We start from the raw sequence: 14,728 nt of genomic DNA on the forward strand, positions 1-14,728 counted from the left end.
TAGGGTGGAGAGCGCGCGGGCGCTAGCTGTGGTGTGCGATGTTAGGCGCCCGCATGTACCACCCACTTCATTACTACCCCGGCGGAGGCCGGGGCCCAGGTGAGGAACGATGGTGGCTGATGCCGGCGCTTCGTTAACGCCCGCCTTCCCAGCTGGGCCCCGGCCTTCGCCGGGGTGGTGAAGAGGTGAAGAGGTGAAGCGGCGGTGCGGCCACCCGCTTCGCTCAGCCCGAAATCTGCACGATCGCATCGATCTCGACCGCCGCGCCCAGCGGCAGGACGGGAACGCCGACCGCGCTGCGGGCGTGCTTGCCGGCATCGCCGAACAGCGCGACCATCAGTTCGGAGGCGCCGTTCGCGACCTTCGGCTGGTCGGTGAAGTTTGCGGCGGAGTTGACGAACACGCCGAGCTTCACGATCCGTTCGACGCGCGACAGATCGCCGAGATACTGTTTCAATTGCGCGACGATCATCAGCCCGCACGCCCGCGCCGCCGCCTGGCCGCGGTCGAGATCGACGTCCTCGCCAAGCCGCCCGGTCACCAGATTACCGTCGATGAAGGGCAGCTGCCCCGACAGATGGAGCAGGCCACCCGCCTCGACGACGGGGACATAGGCGGCCACCGGCGCGGCGGCTTGCGGGAGGGAGAGGCCGAGGGCCTCCAGCGCGCGGTCGATCTGGTCGGTCATGCGGTCGTCTTCGGGCGCTCGCCGGTCGCGGTCAAGCCTTCGGCGAAGCGCGCCTCGATCCATTCCACCGCCTCCCGCCAGTCGTCGATCCGCGCATTGGCGGCGGGCGCGGCGGGCATCGTCCGTGCGAGATCGGGTTCGGAGATCATGTGCAGCCGGTGGACGCCCGGCGCATGCCGCGCGACCGATTCGTGGTGGACCGGCAGATCGTCGACGAACACCGTGATCGGATCGCCATGTTCGGCGACGAGCCGCGCGACCGGCTCGCCCTTGCCGCCCTGGTTGCATTCGACGCGAAGTTCGATCCCGAACCGCGCGAGCTGTTCAATCCGTGGCTGGCGGCATTCGTCCCGCAGATTGGTGAGGATGACGATATCGGCGCGCTTCGCGAGCCGGGTCAGCGCTTCGGCGGCGTGCGGCACCAGCGTCTGGCGGTGCATCTCGTTCGGGAAGAACTGGTTGAGCATCCCCCACATATCCTCGCGCGAGGGCGCCGGGCTGCCGTCGCGACGGGTCATGCTGGTCGCAAAGTCGCCCCCGGCGATGTCGAAATCGATCGCATGTTCCTGGTCGAGCCAGGTGCCGAAATGCCGCACCATGTGCAGCAGCACCTCGTCGCAATCGCAGATCAGCAGCGTCTTCATCGATCCTCCAACGTCGCGCGGGCAGCGACCAGTGCCTCGGGCTTCAGGTCGAGCGCGGCGGCACACGCGACGAGATCGGGTTCATGCGCTTCGAGGAAGCCGAGCGCGGCGGCGAGCACCACGGGATCGCCGACCCGCGACCTGAGATCCTGCGGATCGAGCCCGGTCGTCGCCAGCAGGCGCGCCGCGCGATCGGGCTCACCTAGCGTCCATACCAACGCCTTTAGTGCGATAGCATCTGCGTTGTCGTTTGTATCGGTACGCAGCATTGCCTATCGTCCCGTTCCGAAGGAGCGATCCCGTTGGCAAAAAGGGTGCTCGTTGTCGAGGACAACGAACTCAATCTCAAGCTGTTCTGCGATCTGCTGCGCGCGCATGAATTCACCGCCGAACCGGTGCGCGACGGCCGCGAAGCCGTGGAACGTGCCCGCGCGTTCAAGCCCGACCTGATCATCATGGACATCCAGATGCCGCATGTGACCGGCTATGAGCTGATCCTGGAGCTGAAAGCGGACGCGACGCTGAAGAGCATCCCGGTGATGGCGGTCACCGCCTATGCGGGCCGCGAAGACGAGGAACGGATCCGTGCGGCGGGGGCGGACACCTATGTGTCCAAGCCGATCAGCCTGGCGCGGTTCATGGATGCGGTGGGGGCTTTGCTTTAGGCGCCGCCAGGGGCGTCGAAGGGTTCACGCGAAGGCGCCAAGGCGAAGAATAGTGGGTTCGCGCGGAGACGCGGAGGCGCGGAGAAGAATGAGAGATGCCTGCGGCACGGAGTGGCGAGTCTGGGTGCAGTTCTGGTGAAACCGACCTCTTCGCCCCATCGCGCCAACCGAGGGCAGGCGGTCGCCAACCTCACCCGTTCGCCTCGAATAGCCGTCGAGCTCGTCGAGACGGCGTATCGAGAGGTGCTCTCTTGAGGCAATTTCTCTCGATACGGGCTCTCGACGAGCTCGACCCCTACTCGAGACGAACGGAGTTGGTGGCCCACGAGCAAGTGTCAGACGGCAGCGCGGCAGGCTCCCAAGCCTTCTTCCTCCGCGTCTCTGCAGCTCCGCGCGAACCCTCTTCTACCTACGCCGCCCCAAACGCCGAAAGGACCGCGGAGCTGATGCTCGCGGTCCTGTTCGACAGCGTCCGACGGCGGCATCACCCCGCCGTTGCGATCACTTGATCTTGGCTTCCTTGAACTCGACATGCTTGCGCACGACGGGATCGTACTTCTTGAAGACCAGCTTCTCGGTCTTGGTCCGCGGGTTCTTCTTGGTGACGTAGAAGAAGCCGGTATCGGCGGAGCTGACGAGCTTGATCTTGACGGTAGTCGGCTTGGCCATGAGCCTGTGTTCCTGCAATACGAAGAAGAGCAGCGGCACGGATGCCACCGCTCGATCAGCCGCGGCGCATGGCGGAACATCCCGCGCAAGTCAACCGCGGCGTCGGGTTAACCCGGTCTTCACCACTCGCGGCGCAGCATCGTGCGAAGCGGTGGAGACGGGTGATGACGATGGCGGCGGACTTGGAGAGCGTCAAAGCCGATCTGGCGGCGCGGATCGCCGCGATTGACGTCCGAGCGCCTTATTCACGCGCCTGCGAACTCGCTCCCGACGTCGATGCGATCAGAGCGATCGCCCACCGTGCGGGGCTTAACCCGGCGGTGACCGTCGCCCATTTCCTCGATTCGGCGCTGTCGCGGGGCGAGCATGGCGCGCTGGTCCATGGCTGGCTCGCGGTGTTGCGCGATGCGGTGGTGAGCGACCGGCAGGACCTTGCGGCATGCGATTCGTTCGCCGCGGCGTGTTCGGTCCGGCTGGCCGGGTAAAATGGACGCGCTGATGGCGGCGCTGGTCGCCGCTGCCTGCGCGCAGGTCGGCGATCGCACCGCGTGGCTCGCCGCGATCCTGGCTGATCGGTATCGCAAGATCCTGCTCGTCCTGGTGGCGGCTGCGCTTGCGGTTGCGCTCGCAGCGGTCGGCGCGACGGTCGCTGGTATTCTGATGGCCTCGAGGCTTACGCCGGAGGCCAGGCAACTGCTTCTCGCGCTGGCGTTGATCGTGCAGGGCGGCGGGGCTTTGTTTCGAACCAAGCCGCCGGGTCGGCTGGATGGCTGGAAGCTCGGCGCGGCGGCAACGAGCCTCGTCGGGGTGCTGGCGCTCGCGGTAGGCGGCGGCCTGCCGTTCATCGTGCTTGCGATCGCGGCGCGGTCGACGATGCCGTGGCTGACGCCGATCGGTGCAACGATCGGCTCGCTCGCGGTGATCGTTCCCGCGGCGATGTTGGGCGAGAGCGGATGGTTGGCTTTGCCGCTTCGGGCGGCGCGTATCACGATCGGCATGCTGTTCCTGATTGTTGGGCTGACGATCGCACTGGGTGCCATGGGACTGAGATGACGCAGTTTACTTGTGCTCCTGCGAACGCAGGAGCCCAGGGCAATCCCGGGCAACTTTCGTAGCTCTGGGCTCCTGCTTTCGCAGGAGCACAACTAGTATCGAAAGGCGCACCCTTTCCCGACAGAGACGGAGCCAAACCGGCGGCGGTTCGTTCTCGCCCCGAAATCATCCGGAGTTCCCCATGGCCACCGTCAATCCTGCGCTCGATACCCCGACCGGCCTCAGCAACACCCAATCGGTCGCGGATGCGCTGAACACCTCACTCGCCGATTGTTTCGCGCTGTACCTCAAGACCAAGAATTTCCACTGGCACGTGTCGGGCCCGCATTTCCGCGACTATCACCTGATGCTCGACGATCAGGCGGCTCAGATCCTCGGCGTGACCGATGCAATCGCCGAGCGGGTGCGCAAGACCGGCAACCTCACGCTGCGGTCGATCGGCGACGTGTCGCGGCGCCAGACGATCGCGGACAACGACGCCGACTTCGTCGATCCCTATGCGATGCTCGCCGAGCTGCGCGAGGACAATCTGAAGCTGGTCGAGGCGTTCCGTGCGGTGAAGGACGCCGCGGAAGAGGCCAAGGACAATGCCACCAGCGGCATCGTCGACGATTGGACCGACGAGGCCGAGGAGCGCGCCTGGTTCCTGTTCGAGGCGAGCCGCAAGGCCTGACGCATCGGCGCGCGACGGCCAGGGAGCACCTCGCCGTCGCCGCGCGTTAGCTGACGATGCACGCCTTCGCCGCGCTTCTCGATTCACTGATCTACACCCGCTCGCGCAACGCGAAGCTGAAGCTGATCGGCGATTACCTGCAATCCGCACCCGATCCCGATCGCGGGTGGGCAATGGCGGCGCTGACCGGCGATCTCGACCTGCCCGGCGTCAAGCCGGCGGTGATCCGTGCGTTGATCGAGGCACGGGTCGATCCGGTGCTGTTCCGGATGAGCCGCGACTATGTCGGCGACACTGCGGAGACCGTTGCGCTGCTGTGGCCGGCGCCGGCGCTGCCGGTCAATCCGTCCCCGCTGTCGATCAGCGCGGTGGTCGATCGGCTATTGTCGCTCTCGCGTTCCGACGCGCCCGCTGCTTTGGCGGAGATGCTCGACCGGTCGGACGCGGAGGAACGGTTCGCGCTGCTCAAGATGGCGACCGGGGCGCTGCGGATCGGGGTGTCCGCGCGGCTCGCCAAGACCGCGCTGGCGCAGGCGTTCGGGATCGACGTCGAGGCGGTCGAGGAGGTGTGGCACGGGCTTGCGCCGCCCTATCCGACGCTGTTCGCCTGGGCGGAGGGAAAGGGCGAGCAGCCGACCCCCGCGGACGTGCCGGTGTTCCGCCCGTTCATGCTCGCGCATCCGCTGGAGGATCTGCGCGTCGACCTCGCAGACTATGCCGCGGAATGGAAATGGGACGGCATTCGCGTCCAGATCGTCCATGTCGCCGGCGTCACCAAGCTCTACAGCCGGACCGGCGACGACGTCACCGGCAGCTTCCCCGAGGTCGCCGCCGCCTTCTCGACGCCGGGCGTGGTCGATGGCGAATTGCTGGTGAAGGGCGAAGCGCAGGGCCACACGCTCGACGCCGATCGCGCGGATGGCGGCGCGGCGAGCTTCAATGCGCTCCAGCAACGGCTCGGGCGCAAGACCGTGTCGGCGAAGATGCAGGCCGAGTATCCCGCCTTCGTCCGGCTCTACGACATCCTGTTCGACGGCGCCGAGGATCTGCGTGGGCTGAGCTGGACCGAGCGCCGCGCACGGCTCGAGGCATTCGTGCCGCGGCTCGAACCCGAGCGATTCGATCTCAGCCAGGTGATCGACGCGCCCGACTTTACGGCGCTGGAGGCGATCCGGGCGGGTGCGCGCGATGCCGGTATTGAGGGGGTGATGCTGAAGCGGCGCGACTCGGCCTATGTGACCGGGCGCCGCGTCGGACTCTGGTACAAGTGGAAGCGCGATCCGCTGACCGCCGACTGCGTGATGATGTATGCGCAGCGCGGCTCCGGGCGGCGGTCGAGCTATTACAGCGATTACACCTTCGGGTGCTGGACCGAAGAGGGCGAGTTACTGCCGGTCGGCAAGGCCTATTCGGGGATAACCGACGACGAGTTGCGGATGCTCGACAAGTTCGTGCGCGGGCATACGCTCAGCCGGTTCGGGCCGGTGCGCGAGGTGGAGAAGACGCTGGTGCTCGAGATCGCGTTTGATTCGCTACACGCGTCGAAGCGGCACAAATCGGGCGTGGCGATGCGATTCCCCCGGATCGCGCGGATCCGGCTCGACAAGCCGGCCGCGGAGGCGGATCGGATCGCGACGCTGATGCGGATGATTACCTGAGGAATGGGTCGGCTCGTGTTCCTGCGAACGCAGGAACCCAGTGTTACGAACAATAGCGCCTGTGACCCTGGGCTCCTGCGTTCGCAGGAGCACGGAACGGCCCTACCCGCCCAGCTTCTCCAGCAGCGCCTTCGCCGCGGCGGTTTCCGCTTCCTGCTTGTTCGCGCCCGTGGCGCTTGCGGTCGCCAGCTTGCCGATCGAGACCGTTACCGTGAAGCGCGGCGCGTGGTGCGGGCCGGAACGGTCGCTCACCACATAGTCCGGCGGGCGCCGGTTGTTCGCGGCGGCCCATTCCTGGAGCTGCGACTTCGGATGCTGCGGCGCCTTCGCTCCCGCCGCGACCCGGTCCCCCCAGGCGGCGCGGACGAAGGTGCGCGCGGCATCGAGCCCGGCTTCCAGATACCAGGCGCCGATCAGCGCCTCCATGACGTCGCCGAGGACGTTGTCACTTTCCGAGGCGCCGTCGTCGCGCGCCTGCTTGCCGAGCCGCAGGTGCGGTCGCACCCCCAATTCACGTGCGATGGCGGCGCAGACCGGACCGGTGACCAGCGCGTTGAAGCGCTTCGACAATTGGCCCTCGGGCTCGTCCGGGAATAGCTGCCACAGCCATTCGGCCATGATCAGCCCGAGCACACGATCGCCGAGGAATTCGAGCCTCTCGTAGTTCGCCGCGGCCTGGCTGCCATGCGTCAGCGCGCGTTCGAACGGCGCCGCATCCGCCGGCGCGCGGCCGAACGTCGCGGCGAGCCAGCCGGCGAGATCGCCGCTCAGAACCCTTCTCCGATCCGCTCCCACCGTGCCGCGCTGAACCAGGTCCAGGGCAGCAGCCACGATGCCGACCCGTCGGTCGAGAAGAAGCCGACCACCGCCTTGCCCTCGATCCGCTCCATCGGGATGTAGCCCATGCCCATCGGGGGGGCGAAGCGACTGTCCGCGCTGTCGTCGCGATTGTCGCCCATCAGGAACACGTTGCCTGCGGGCACGGTGTAGAGGCCGGTATCGTCGGCCATCGGGATCGTCGCCTGATCGATCACCGCATAGCTGCGGCCGTTCGGCAGAGTTTCGCGGAAGCGCGGATAGCGGCAGATCGGCGCGCCGGCGGCATCGACGTCCTGAAACGCCTCACCGCATTTACGCGCGTCGAAATTGGGGGTGAGCGGCAGGGTGAAATCGGCGATCCGCAGCTTGGAAATCGGCTTGCCGTTGAGCATCACCTGGCCGCCGGTCACCTGAACGGTATCGCCCGGCAGCCCGATCACGCGCTTGATCACGTCGTGATCGTCGGGGCCCATCGACCGAAACACCACGATGTCGCCGCGGACCGGGTCGTGTGGGAAGACGCGGCCCGGGATGAGCGGCAATCCCCAGGGCAGCGACCAGCGCGAATAGCCGTAGTTCCACTTCGACACGAAGAGATAGTCGCCGATCAGCAGCCGCGGCAGCATCGATTCGCTCGGGATCGAGAACGGCGCGAACACGAAGCTACGCAGGATGAACACGAACAGCGCGAGCTTCAGCAGGAAGCGGAAGGTCTCGCTGGTTTCCGAGCGAGCGGACTTTGTCTTGGCCATGACGGACCCATAACCGTCTCCGTTCGTCCTGAGTAGTCGCGCCGAGAAGGCCGACGCGCACGAACGGGCTTGCCGCGATCGGCGCATGCGATACGGGCGGGTCCTATACAAACGCCCTGCCACCCCAACACAGCCTTAGGATGAAGCGACGATGAGCGACTGGTCGACGATCGAAGCCCTCCCCTCCCCCAAGCTGGTCGACCTGTTCGACGCCGATCCCGATCGCCTGGCGACGTTCAGCCTCGACGTCGCGGGCATTCATTTCGATTGGTCGAAGACCCACCTGACCGCCGAGGCAATGACCGCGTTCGCGGCGCTGGCGGAGGCGCAGGACCTGACCGGCAAGCGCGACGCGATGTTCGGCGGCGCGGCGGTCAACGTCACCGAAAATCGGCCGGTCGAACACACCGCCGAGCGCGGCGAGGGCAAGGCCGAGAGCGTCGCGATCGCGCGCCAGTTCCACGCCCGGATGCGCACGCTGATCGACGCGATCGAGGGCGGCGCGCTGGGTGAGGTTCGCCACGTCCTCCATGTCGGGATCGGCGGCTCCGCACTCGGGCCGCATCTGCTGATCGATGCGCTCGGGCGCGAGGACAAGCGCTACGACGTCGCGATCGTCTCTAATGTCGACGGCACCGCGCTGGAGGACGTGTTCGATCGGTTCGATCCCGCGGCGACGCTGCTCGTGATCGCATCGAAGACCTTCACCACCACCGAGACGATGCTCAACGCCGACTCGGTCCTCGGCTGGATGACCGAGCACGGCGTCGAGGATCCGTATGGCCGGGTGATCGCGCTTACCGCCGCGCCCGACAAGGCGGTCGAATGGGGCGTCGACGAGACCCGCGTGCTGCCCTTCTCCGAAGGTGTCGGCGGGCGGTATTCACTATGGTCGTCGATCGGCTTCCCCGCCGCGATCGGGCTCGGCTGGGGGGCGTTCGAGGAACTGCTGGAAGGCGCGGCCGAGATGGACCGCCATTTCCGTCTCGCGCCGCTGCACCAGAACGCACCCGCGATCGCCGCCTTCGCCGATCTCTACTACACCCAGGTCCGCGGCGCCGAGACGCGCGCGCCGTTCGCCTATGACGAACGGTTGCGGCTGTTGCCGAGTTATCTCCAGCAGCTGGAGATGGAATCGAATGGCAAGAGCGTGCGGGTCGACGGCCAGCCGGTCGGCCGTCCGACCGCGGCAATCACCTGGGGCGGGGTCGGCACCGATGCGCAGCATGCGGTGTTCCAGCTGCTCCACCAGGGCACGCATCTGGTGCCGGTCGAATTCATCGCGGTGATCGAACAGTTCGATACGCTCAACGAGGATCATCACCGCCAGCTGTTGCTAAACGCCTTCGCGCAGGGCGCGGCGCTGATGAAGGGCAAGCAGGTCGACGATCCCGCGCGCAGCTATTCCGGCGATCGGCCGTCGTCGACGCTGCTGCTCGACCAGCTCGATCCGCGCACGCTGGGCGCGCTCATCGCCTTCTACGAACATCGCGTGTTCGTGAACGGCGTGCTGCTGGGGATCAACTCGTTCGACCAGTTCGGGGTCGAGCTCGGCAAGGAAATGGCCAAGGAAGCCGCCAAGGGCGGGGGCGATTTCGATCCCTCGACCACCGACCTGATCCGCCGCGCCTTCGCGTAGAGCGGTCGGGCCGAGCCTTGCCCGCAAGCTGAAGCTGCCCCACTTGGCGGTCGACAACGACGCGCAACGAAGGATCTCGCCTTGGCGGACTACGACTACGACCTATTCGTCATCGGCGCCGGATCGGGCGGAACCCGGGCATCGCGGGTCGCTGCGGCGCATGGTGCGCGCGTCGCGGTTGCGGAGGAGTACCGGGTCGGCGGCACCTGCGTGATCCGCGGCTGCGTGCCCAAGAAACTGCTCGTCTACGGCGCGCATTTCGCCGAGGATCTTGCCGATGCCAAGCGCTTCGGCTGGCAGGTGCCCGACCAGTGCGAGTTCAGCTGGCCGACGCTGCGCGACAACGTGTTGGAAGAGGTCGATCGGATCAACGGCGCCTATACCAAGACGTTGGAAAGCCACGGCGTCGAGATCATCCACAGCCGCGCAACCGTCACCGGCGCCAACCAGGTCACGCTCGCCGACGGCACGGTCAAGACCGCCGAGCGCATCCTGATCGCGGTCGGTGCGCACCCGGCGGTACCCGACTGCCCTGGCAACGAACACGGCATTACCTCGAACGAAGCGTTCCACTTGGACGCCATCCCCAAGCGTGTGCTGATCGCGGGCGCGGGCTACATCGCCAACGAATTTGCGGGCATCTTCCACCAACTCGGCGCGCACGTCATCATCATGAACCGGACGCAGGACATCCTGCGCGGCTATGATCTGTCGATCCGCGACCGGCTGCTGCAGATCTCGCTGATGAAGGGGCTCGAGTTCCGCTTCGATGCCGCGTTTCAAGGAATCGAGAAGAACGAGGACGGCTGCCTGACGGTGAGCATGGCGAATCACGATCCGGTCACCGTCGATCTCGTGATGTTCGCCACCGGGCGGGTGCCGAACACGGGGTCGCTCGGACTCGACGCCGCAGGGATCGAGCTCGACGACAAGGGCGCGATCGTCGTCGATGAGGACAATCGCTCCACCTGCCCCAGCATCTATGCGATCGGTGATGTGACCAATCGCGTCCAGTTGACCCCGATCGCGATCCGCGAGGGCCAGGCGTTCGCCGACACCATGTATGGCAACAAGCCGACGCGGGTCGATTACACCAACATCCCGAGCGCGGTGTTCAGCCACCCGCCGCTCGCCGGGGTGGGGCTGACCGAGAGCGAAGCCAAGCAGACGCTTGGGTCGATCCGGGTCTATTCGTCGGATTTCCGGCCGATGAAGAACGTGCTCGCGAACCGCAACGAACGCGCGCTCTACAAGATGATCTGCGACGGCGAGACGGGCAAGATCGTCGGGCTGCACATGATCGGACCCGACGTACCCGAGATCCTCCAGGCAGCGGCGATCGCGGTGAAGGCGGGGCTGACGAAGGACCAGTTCGACGAGACGGTCGCGCTGCACCCGACGATGGCGGAGGAGTTGGTGTTGATGCGGTGAGGTTGGCCGAGCACCACCCAAGCTTGTGCTCTCGCGAAGGCGGGAGCCCAGTACTGGATCCCCGCCTTCGCGGGGATACGAGTTAGAGAGGCGGGGCTTCTGCCCCAACCGTTGACACCACTCCACAACCGTTGACGCCTCCCCGGCGAAGGCCGGGGCCTAGGTCGAAGACGATCGTGGTGACGGCCAACGCTGCGTTACTTCTGCCTCCCACCTGGGCCCCGGCCTTCGCCGGGGTGGTAGAAGCGATCGGGTAGAAGAAGTGCCGGGTATCAGACGTACCTACAAGGCATCTCCTACTCTCCCCTGAACACGCCCGGTCGCCGCTCGTTCACCGCACGCACGCCTTCGGCGAAGTCGGCGGTCTTCTGCAGCCATGCCTGTTCCGCCAGCTCGTGATCGGTCTGCGTGACGACCAGCGCCGCCAGATCGCCCCGCATCGTCGCGCGGGTCGATTGCACCGCCAGCGGCGCCCCGGCGGCGATCTCCTGCGCCAGCGACAGCGCTTCGGCGCGTAGTCGGTCGGCGGGCACGACGAGATCAGCCAGCCCCCACTCGCCCGCCTGCTCCGCCCGGATCCGTCGCCCGGTGAGCGTCATCAGCAACGCGCGCTGGCGCCCGACGACGCGTTCGAGCACCGCCGAGATGCCGAACCCCGGATGAAAGCCGAGCTGCACGAAATTGGCCACGAACCGCGCCTCGGGCGCCGCGATGCGGAAGTCCGCGACCAGCGCCAGGCCCAACCCCGCGCCGACCGCCGAACCCTGGATCGCGGCGACCACCGGCTTGCGCACCGCGAACAGCCGGGCGGCGGCGACGTAGAACGGGTTGCGCTCGCCCGCAGGCCGGTCCTCCGCCACCGGATTGGCGTTGGCGAGATCGGCGCCGGCGCAGAAAATCCGGCCCTCGGAGCGCAACAGGATCGCGCGCACGTCACGGTCGGCGTCGGCGGCGTCGAATGCCGCGCCGATCGACTCGATCAGCGCCAGATCCGCAAAATTGTGCGGCGGTCGCGCGAAGGTGACGATCGCGACATGGCCGTCCCGCTCGGTGATCACTGCCTTGTCGTCGTTCATCGCCTGTGTCCCGTCATTGCCCTGCGGCTTTGCCGCGCATCGCCGATCTTGCCAAGGATCGCCGTAGCGGAGCGCACGAGAATGGGCTAATCGACCACACCCGATCTTCGAAAGGTTCTTCATGCGCGAAGCAGCGATCGTCTCCACCGCCCGTACCGGTATCGGCAAAGCCTATCGCGGCTATTTCAACGCGACCGAGGCGCCGGCGCTCGCCGGCCACGTCATGAACGCCGCGGTCGAGCGTGCCGGCGTCGACCCAGCCCGGATCGACGAGATCTTCTGGGGGGTCGGCAATCAATGGGGCACGCAGGGCGGCAATGCCGGGCGAATGGCGGTGTTCGCGGGCGGGCTGCCGCGCAGCGTGCCGGCGTTCACGCTCGATCGGAAATGCGGATCGGGCCTGACCGCGGTGGCGATGGCGGCGCGGACGATCATCTGCGGCGAGGCCGAAGTCGCGCTCGCCGGCGGCATGGAATCGATCAGCTACACCGTGAACAAGGACGCGCCGCGCTTCGTCAACCAGAGCGTCACCGACAAGGAACCCACCGCCTATATCCCGATGATCGAAACTGCGGAGATCGTCGCCGAACGCTACGGCATCACGCGCGCGGCGCAGGACGCCTATGCCGCGATGAGCCAGCAGCGCGCCGCCGAGGGGATCGCCAAGGGCGCCTTTGCCGAGGAGATCGCGCCGATCACGGTCGAAAAGGCGCTGTTCGACAAGGAAGGCAATCGCACCGGCACCGAGAGCGTCACGGTAACCCAGGACGAGGGGATCCGCGCGGGGACGACCGCGGAGGGGCTCGCGGGCCTGAAGACGGTGTGGCCGGGCGGTGCGTTTTCGGGGCCCGGCGGCAACGTCACCGCGGGCAACGCCAGCCAATTATCCGACGGCGCATCGGCGCAGATCCTGATGGACCGCGACACCGCCGTCGCAGAGGGCAAGGAGATCCTGGGCCTCTATCGCGGCTTTCAAGCGGCGGGCTGCGGACCCGAGGAGATGGGTATCGGCCCGATCTTCGCGGTGCCCAAGCTGCTCGAGCGTGCCGGGCTGTCGGTCGCGGATATCGGCTTGTGGGAGCTGAACGAGGCGTTCGCGTCGCAATGCCTGTACTGCCGCGATTTTCTCGGCATCGATCCGGAGAAGTACAACGTCAACGGCGGCGCGATCGCGGTCGGGCATCCGTTCGGCATGACCGGCAGCCGGCTGGTCGGCCATGCGCTGATCGAAGGGCGCAAGCGCGGGGTGCGCTACGTCGTAGTGACGATGTGCACCGCGGGCGGCATGGGCGCGGCGGGGCTGTTCGAGATCGTGTGAGGCGGCACGGCGGGGCTTGCCGCCACCCGGCCTCCCCGCTAACCGCGGCCGATGGCGCAACCGCTCGTCGGCATCATCATGGGCTCCACTTCCGATTGGGAGACGATGACGCGCGCCGCGGACATCCTCACCGAACTCGGCGTCGCGCATGAGACGCGGGTGGTGTCGGCGCATCGCACCCCCGACCGGCTCTACGACTATGCGAAGACCGCGGCGGACCGTGGGCTGAAGGTCGTGATCGCGGGCGCTGGCGGCGCCGCGCATCTGCCGGGCATGGTCGCCGCGCTGACGCATCTGCCGGTGCTCGGGGTGCCGGTCGAATCCAAGGCACTGAAGGGCCGCGACAGCCTGTTGTCGATCGTGCAGATGCCCGCCGGCATCCCGGTCGGCACGCTGGCGATCGGCAAGGCGGGCGCGACGAATGCGGGGCTGCTCGCCGCCGCGATCCTCGCCACGGCCGACCCAGTGCTTGCCGACCGCCTCGTCGCGTGGCGCACCGCGCAGACCGAGGCCGTGGCGACCGACCCGGCATGATCCTGCCCGGCGCGACGATCGGCATCCTCGGCGGTGGCCAGCTCGGCCGGATGCTCGCGGTCGCCGCCGCGCAACTCGGCTACCGGACGCATGTGCTGGCCCCCGACCGCGAGAGCGTCGCCGCGCAGACCGCGTCGAGCCTGACCCGCGCCGACTATCACAATCGCATCGTGCTCGCCGATTTCGCGGCATCGTGCGACGTCGTCACCTACGAATTCGAGAATATCGCGTTGGTACCGGTCGAGTGGCTCGCGGCGCGGGTGCCGGTCCACCCCCACCCGCGCGCGTTAGCGGTGGCGCAGGAACGGATCGCCGAGAAGCGCTTCGTCGAGTCGGTCGGCGGCCGTCCGGCGCGCTGGGCCGCGGTGGACAGCCGCGAGACGCTTGCGGCCGCGATCGCGACGGTCGGCACGCCCGCGGTGCTCAAGACCGCCCGGTTCGGCTATGACGGCAAGGGACAGGTCAAGCTCGACACGCCGGCCGACCTCGACGCCGCATGGGAGACGATCGGCGGGCCCGCGATCCTCGAGGCGTTCGTGCCGTTCAGCCACGAATTCTCGATCCTGATCGCGCGCGGCGAGGACGGCGAGTGCGTGCGCTATGATCCACCGCACAACGTCCACGTAGACGCGATCCTGCGCACGTCGACGCTGCCGTCGCCACGCGAGGTGATCGATCAGGCCGAGGAGGCGACCGCGCTGGCGCTGCGCATCGCCGAGCAGCTCGATTATGTCGGTGTGCTGGCCTGCGAGTTCTTCGTCGGCGCCGATGGCCCGGTGTTCAACGAAATGGCACCGCGAGTGCACAATTCGGGGCACTGGACGATCGAGGGCGCGGAAACCTCGCAATTCGAGAACCATATCCGCGCGATCTGCGGCCTGCCGCTGGGCAGCACCACGCTGACGGGCAGCCGGGTGACGCTGAAGAACCTGATCGGCGAGGATGCGTGGCAATCGGTGCTGACCGAGCCGGGCGCGCATCTGCACCTGTACGGCAAGGGCGCGGCGCGAGCGGGGCGCAAAATGGGGCATGTTACGCGGGTGGTGCGGTAGGGGGACGGCGCTAGGTTCTCGCTTAACGACCCGCACCATCCGCCTCACGGTTACCAG

At 67.2% G+C, this 14,728-nt stretch carries 17 protein-coding genes; 10 read left to right on the top strand and 7 right to left on the bottom strand.

Annotated features, from left to right (window positions below):
* Positions 1-223 precede the first annotated feature (223 nt).
* From ACFE77_RS08785 to ACFE77_RS08795, 3 genes are read right to left on the bottom strand one after another with little or no spacing between them, the layout of a single operon-like run.
* Complete coding sequence (locus ACFE77_RS08785; protein WP_375421258.1) at positions 224-688, bottom strand: RidA family protein; 465 nt, start codon at positions 686-688, stop codon at positions 224-226.
* Entirely contained in the window at positions 685-1,332 is a 648-nt protein-coding gene (locus ACFE77_RS08790) for an HAD family hydrolase (RefSeq protein WP_375421259.1), read from the bottom strand. The genes ACFE77_RS08785 and ACFE77_RS08790 overlap by 4 nt, the downstream gene beginning before the upstream one ends.
* Complete coding sequence (locus tag ACFE77_RS08795) at positions 1,329-1,601, bottom strand: DUF3572 domain-containing protein (protein WP_375421260.1); 273 nt, start codon at positions 1,599-1,601, stop codon at positions 1,329-1,331. Before ACFE77_RS08795 ends, ACFE77_RS08790 begins: the two co-directional genes overlap by 4 nt.
* A 33-nt stretch (positions 1,602-1,634) precedes the next feature.
* Here ACFE77_RS08795 and ACFE77_RS08800 point away from each other — a divergent pair, with 33 nt between their 5' ends.
* A complete protein-coding gene (locus tag ACFE77_RS08800) occupies positions 1,635-1,997 on the top strand; it encodes a response regulator (RefSeq protein WP_375421261.1) in 363 nt (120 codons plus the stop codon).
* Positions 1,998-2,498: 501 nt separating this feature from the next.
* On the opposite strand, the gene rpmG is transcribed toward ACFE77_RS08800, so the two are convergent.
* A complete protein-coding gene (gene rpmG, locus ACFE77_RS08805) occupies positions 2,499-2,666 on the bottom strand; it encodes a 50S ribosomal protein L33 (RefSeq protein WP_375421262.1) in 168 nt (55 codons plus the stop codon).
* 164 nt (positions 2,667-2,830) lie between these two features.
* Here rpmG and ACFE77_RS08810 point away from each other — a divergent pair, with 164 nt between their 5' ends.
* The 4 genes from ACFE77_RS08810 (at position 2,831) to ACFE77_RS08825 (ending at position 6,050) form a co-directional block, all read left to right on the top strand.
* Complete coding sequence (locus tag ACFE77_RS08810) at positions 2,831-3,151, top strand: hypothetical protein (protein WP_375421263.1); 321 nt, start codon at positions 2,831-2,833, stop codon at positions 3,149-3,151.
* A gap of 1 nt (position 3,152) precedes the next feature.
* The gene (locus tag ACFE77_RS08815) at positions 3,153-3,719 is read left to right on the top strand and encodes a TMEM165/GDT1 family protein (protein WP_375421264.1); all 567 of its coding nucleotides are present in this window, start codon (positions 3,153-3,155) and stop codon (positions 3,717-3,719) included.
* Positions 3,720-3,900: 181 nt separating this feature from the next.
* On the top strand, positions 3,901-4,392 hold the full coding sequence (locus ACFE77_RS08820) for a Dps family protein (protein ID WP_375421265.1): 492 nt from the start codon (positions 3,901-3,903) through the stop codon (positions 4,390-4,392).
* 56 nt (positions 4,393-4,448) lie between these two features.
* Positions 4,449-6,050: a cisplatin damage response ATP-dependent DNA ligase gene (locus tag ACFE77_RS08825; protein ID WP_375421266.1), complete on the top strand. Its 1,602-nt coding sequence runs from the start codon at positions 4,449-4,451 to the stop codon at positions 6,048-6,050.
* Between the two features lie 102 nt (positions 6,051-6,152).
* Here the strand turns inward: ACFE77_RS08825 and rnc are convergent, their stop codons facing one another.
* Positions 6,153-6,821 (bottom strand): ribonuclease III, encoded by a 669-nt coding sequence (rnc, locus tag ACFE77_RS08830; RefSeq protein WP_375421286.1) that lies wholly within the window; start codon positions 6,819-6,821, stop codon positions 6,153-6,155.
* Positions 6,818-7,621, bottom strand: a complete 804-nt coding sequence (gene lepB / locus ACFE77_RS08835) for a signal peptidase I (RefSeq protein ID WP_375421267.1) — start codon at positions 7,619-7,621, stop codon at positions 6,818-6,820. Before lepB ends, rnc begins: the two co-directional genes overlap by 4 nt.
* Positions 7,622-7,772: 151 nt before the next feature.
* Here lepB and pgi point away from each other — a divergent pair, with 151 nt between their 5' ends.
* Together pgi and gorA are read left to right on the top strand one after the other, a co-directional pair.
* A complete protein-coding gene (gene pgi / locus ACFE77_RS08840) occupies positions 7,773-9,260 on the top strand; it encodes a glucose-6-phosphate isomerase (protein WP_375421268.1) in 1,488 nt (495 codons plus the stop codon).
* Positions 9,261-9,341: 81 nt separating this feature from the next.
* Positions 9,342-10,691, top strand: coding sequence for a glutathione-disulfide reductase (gene gorA, locus ACFE77_RS08845; RefSeq protein ID WP_375421269.1), 1,350 nt, complete (start codon positions 9,342-9,344; stop codon positions 10,689-10,691).
* Between the two features lie 296 nt (positions 10,692-10,987).
* Here gorA and ACFE77_RS08850 read toward each other — a convergent pair whose 3' ends face one another.
* Positions 10,988-11,767, bottom strand: a complete 780-nt coding sequence (locus ACFE77_RS08850; protein WP_375421270.1) for an enoyl-CoA hydratase/isomerase family protein — start codon at positions 11,765-11,767, stop codon at positions 10,988-10,990.
* Between the two features lie 121 nt (positions 11,768-11,888).
* Here ACFE77_RS08850 and ACFE77_RS08855 point away from each other — a divergent pair, with 121 nt between their 5' ends.
* Genes ACFE77_RS08855 through ACFE77_RS08865 form a run of 3 tightly spaced genes read left to right on the top strand, consistent with a single transcriptional unit; the run spans position 11,889 to position 14,671 of the window.
* Positions 11,889-13,085 carry a thiolase family protein gene (locus tag ACFE77_RS08855; RefSeq protein ID WP_375421271.1) on the top strand — a complete coding sequence of 399 codons (1,197 nt, stop codon included), beginning with the start codon at positions 11,889-11,891 and terminating at the stop codon, positions 13,083-13,085.
* A gap of 51 nt (positions 13,086-13,136) precedes the next feature.
* Positions 13,137-13,619, top strand: coding sequence for a 5-(carboxyamino)imidazole ribonucleotide mutase (gene purE, locus ACFE77_RS08860; protein ID WP_375421272.1), 483 nt, complete (start codon positions 13,137-13,139; stop codon positions 13,617-13,619).
* The gene (locus ACFE77_RS08865) at positions 13,616-14,671 is read left to right on the top strand and encodes a 5-(carboxyamino)imidazole ribonucleotide synthase (RefSeq protein ID WP_375421273.1); all 1,056 of its coding nucleotides are present in this window, start codon (positions 13,616-13,618) and stop codon (positions 14,669-14,671) included. Before purE ends, ACFE77_RS08865 begins: the two co-directional genes overlap by 4 nt.
* Positions 14,672-14,728 lie beyond the last annotated feature (57 nt).

This window comes from uncultured Sphingomonas sp. (assembly GCF_964243315.1).
Lineage (GTDB): Bacteria > Pseudomonadota > Alphaproteobacteria > Sphingomonadales > Sphingomonadaceae > Sphingomonas.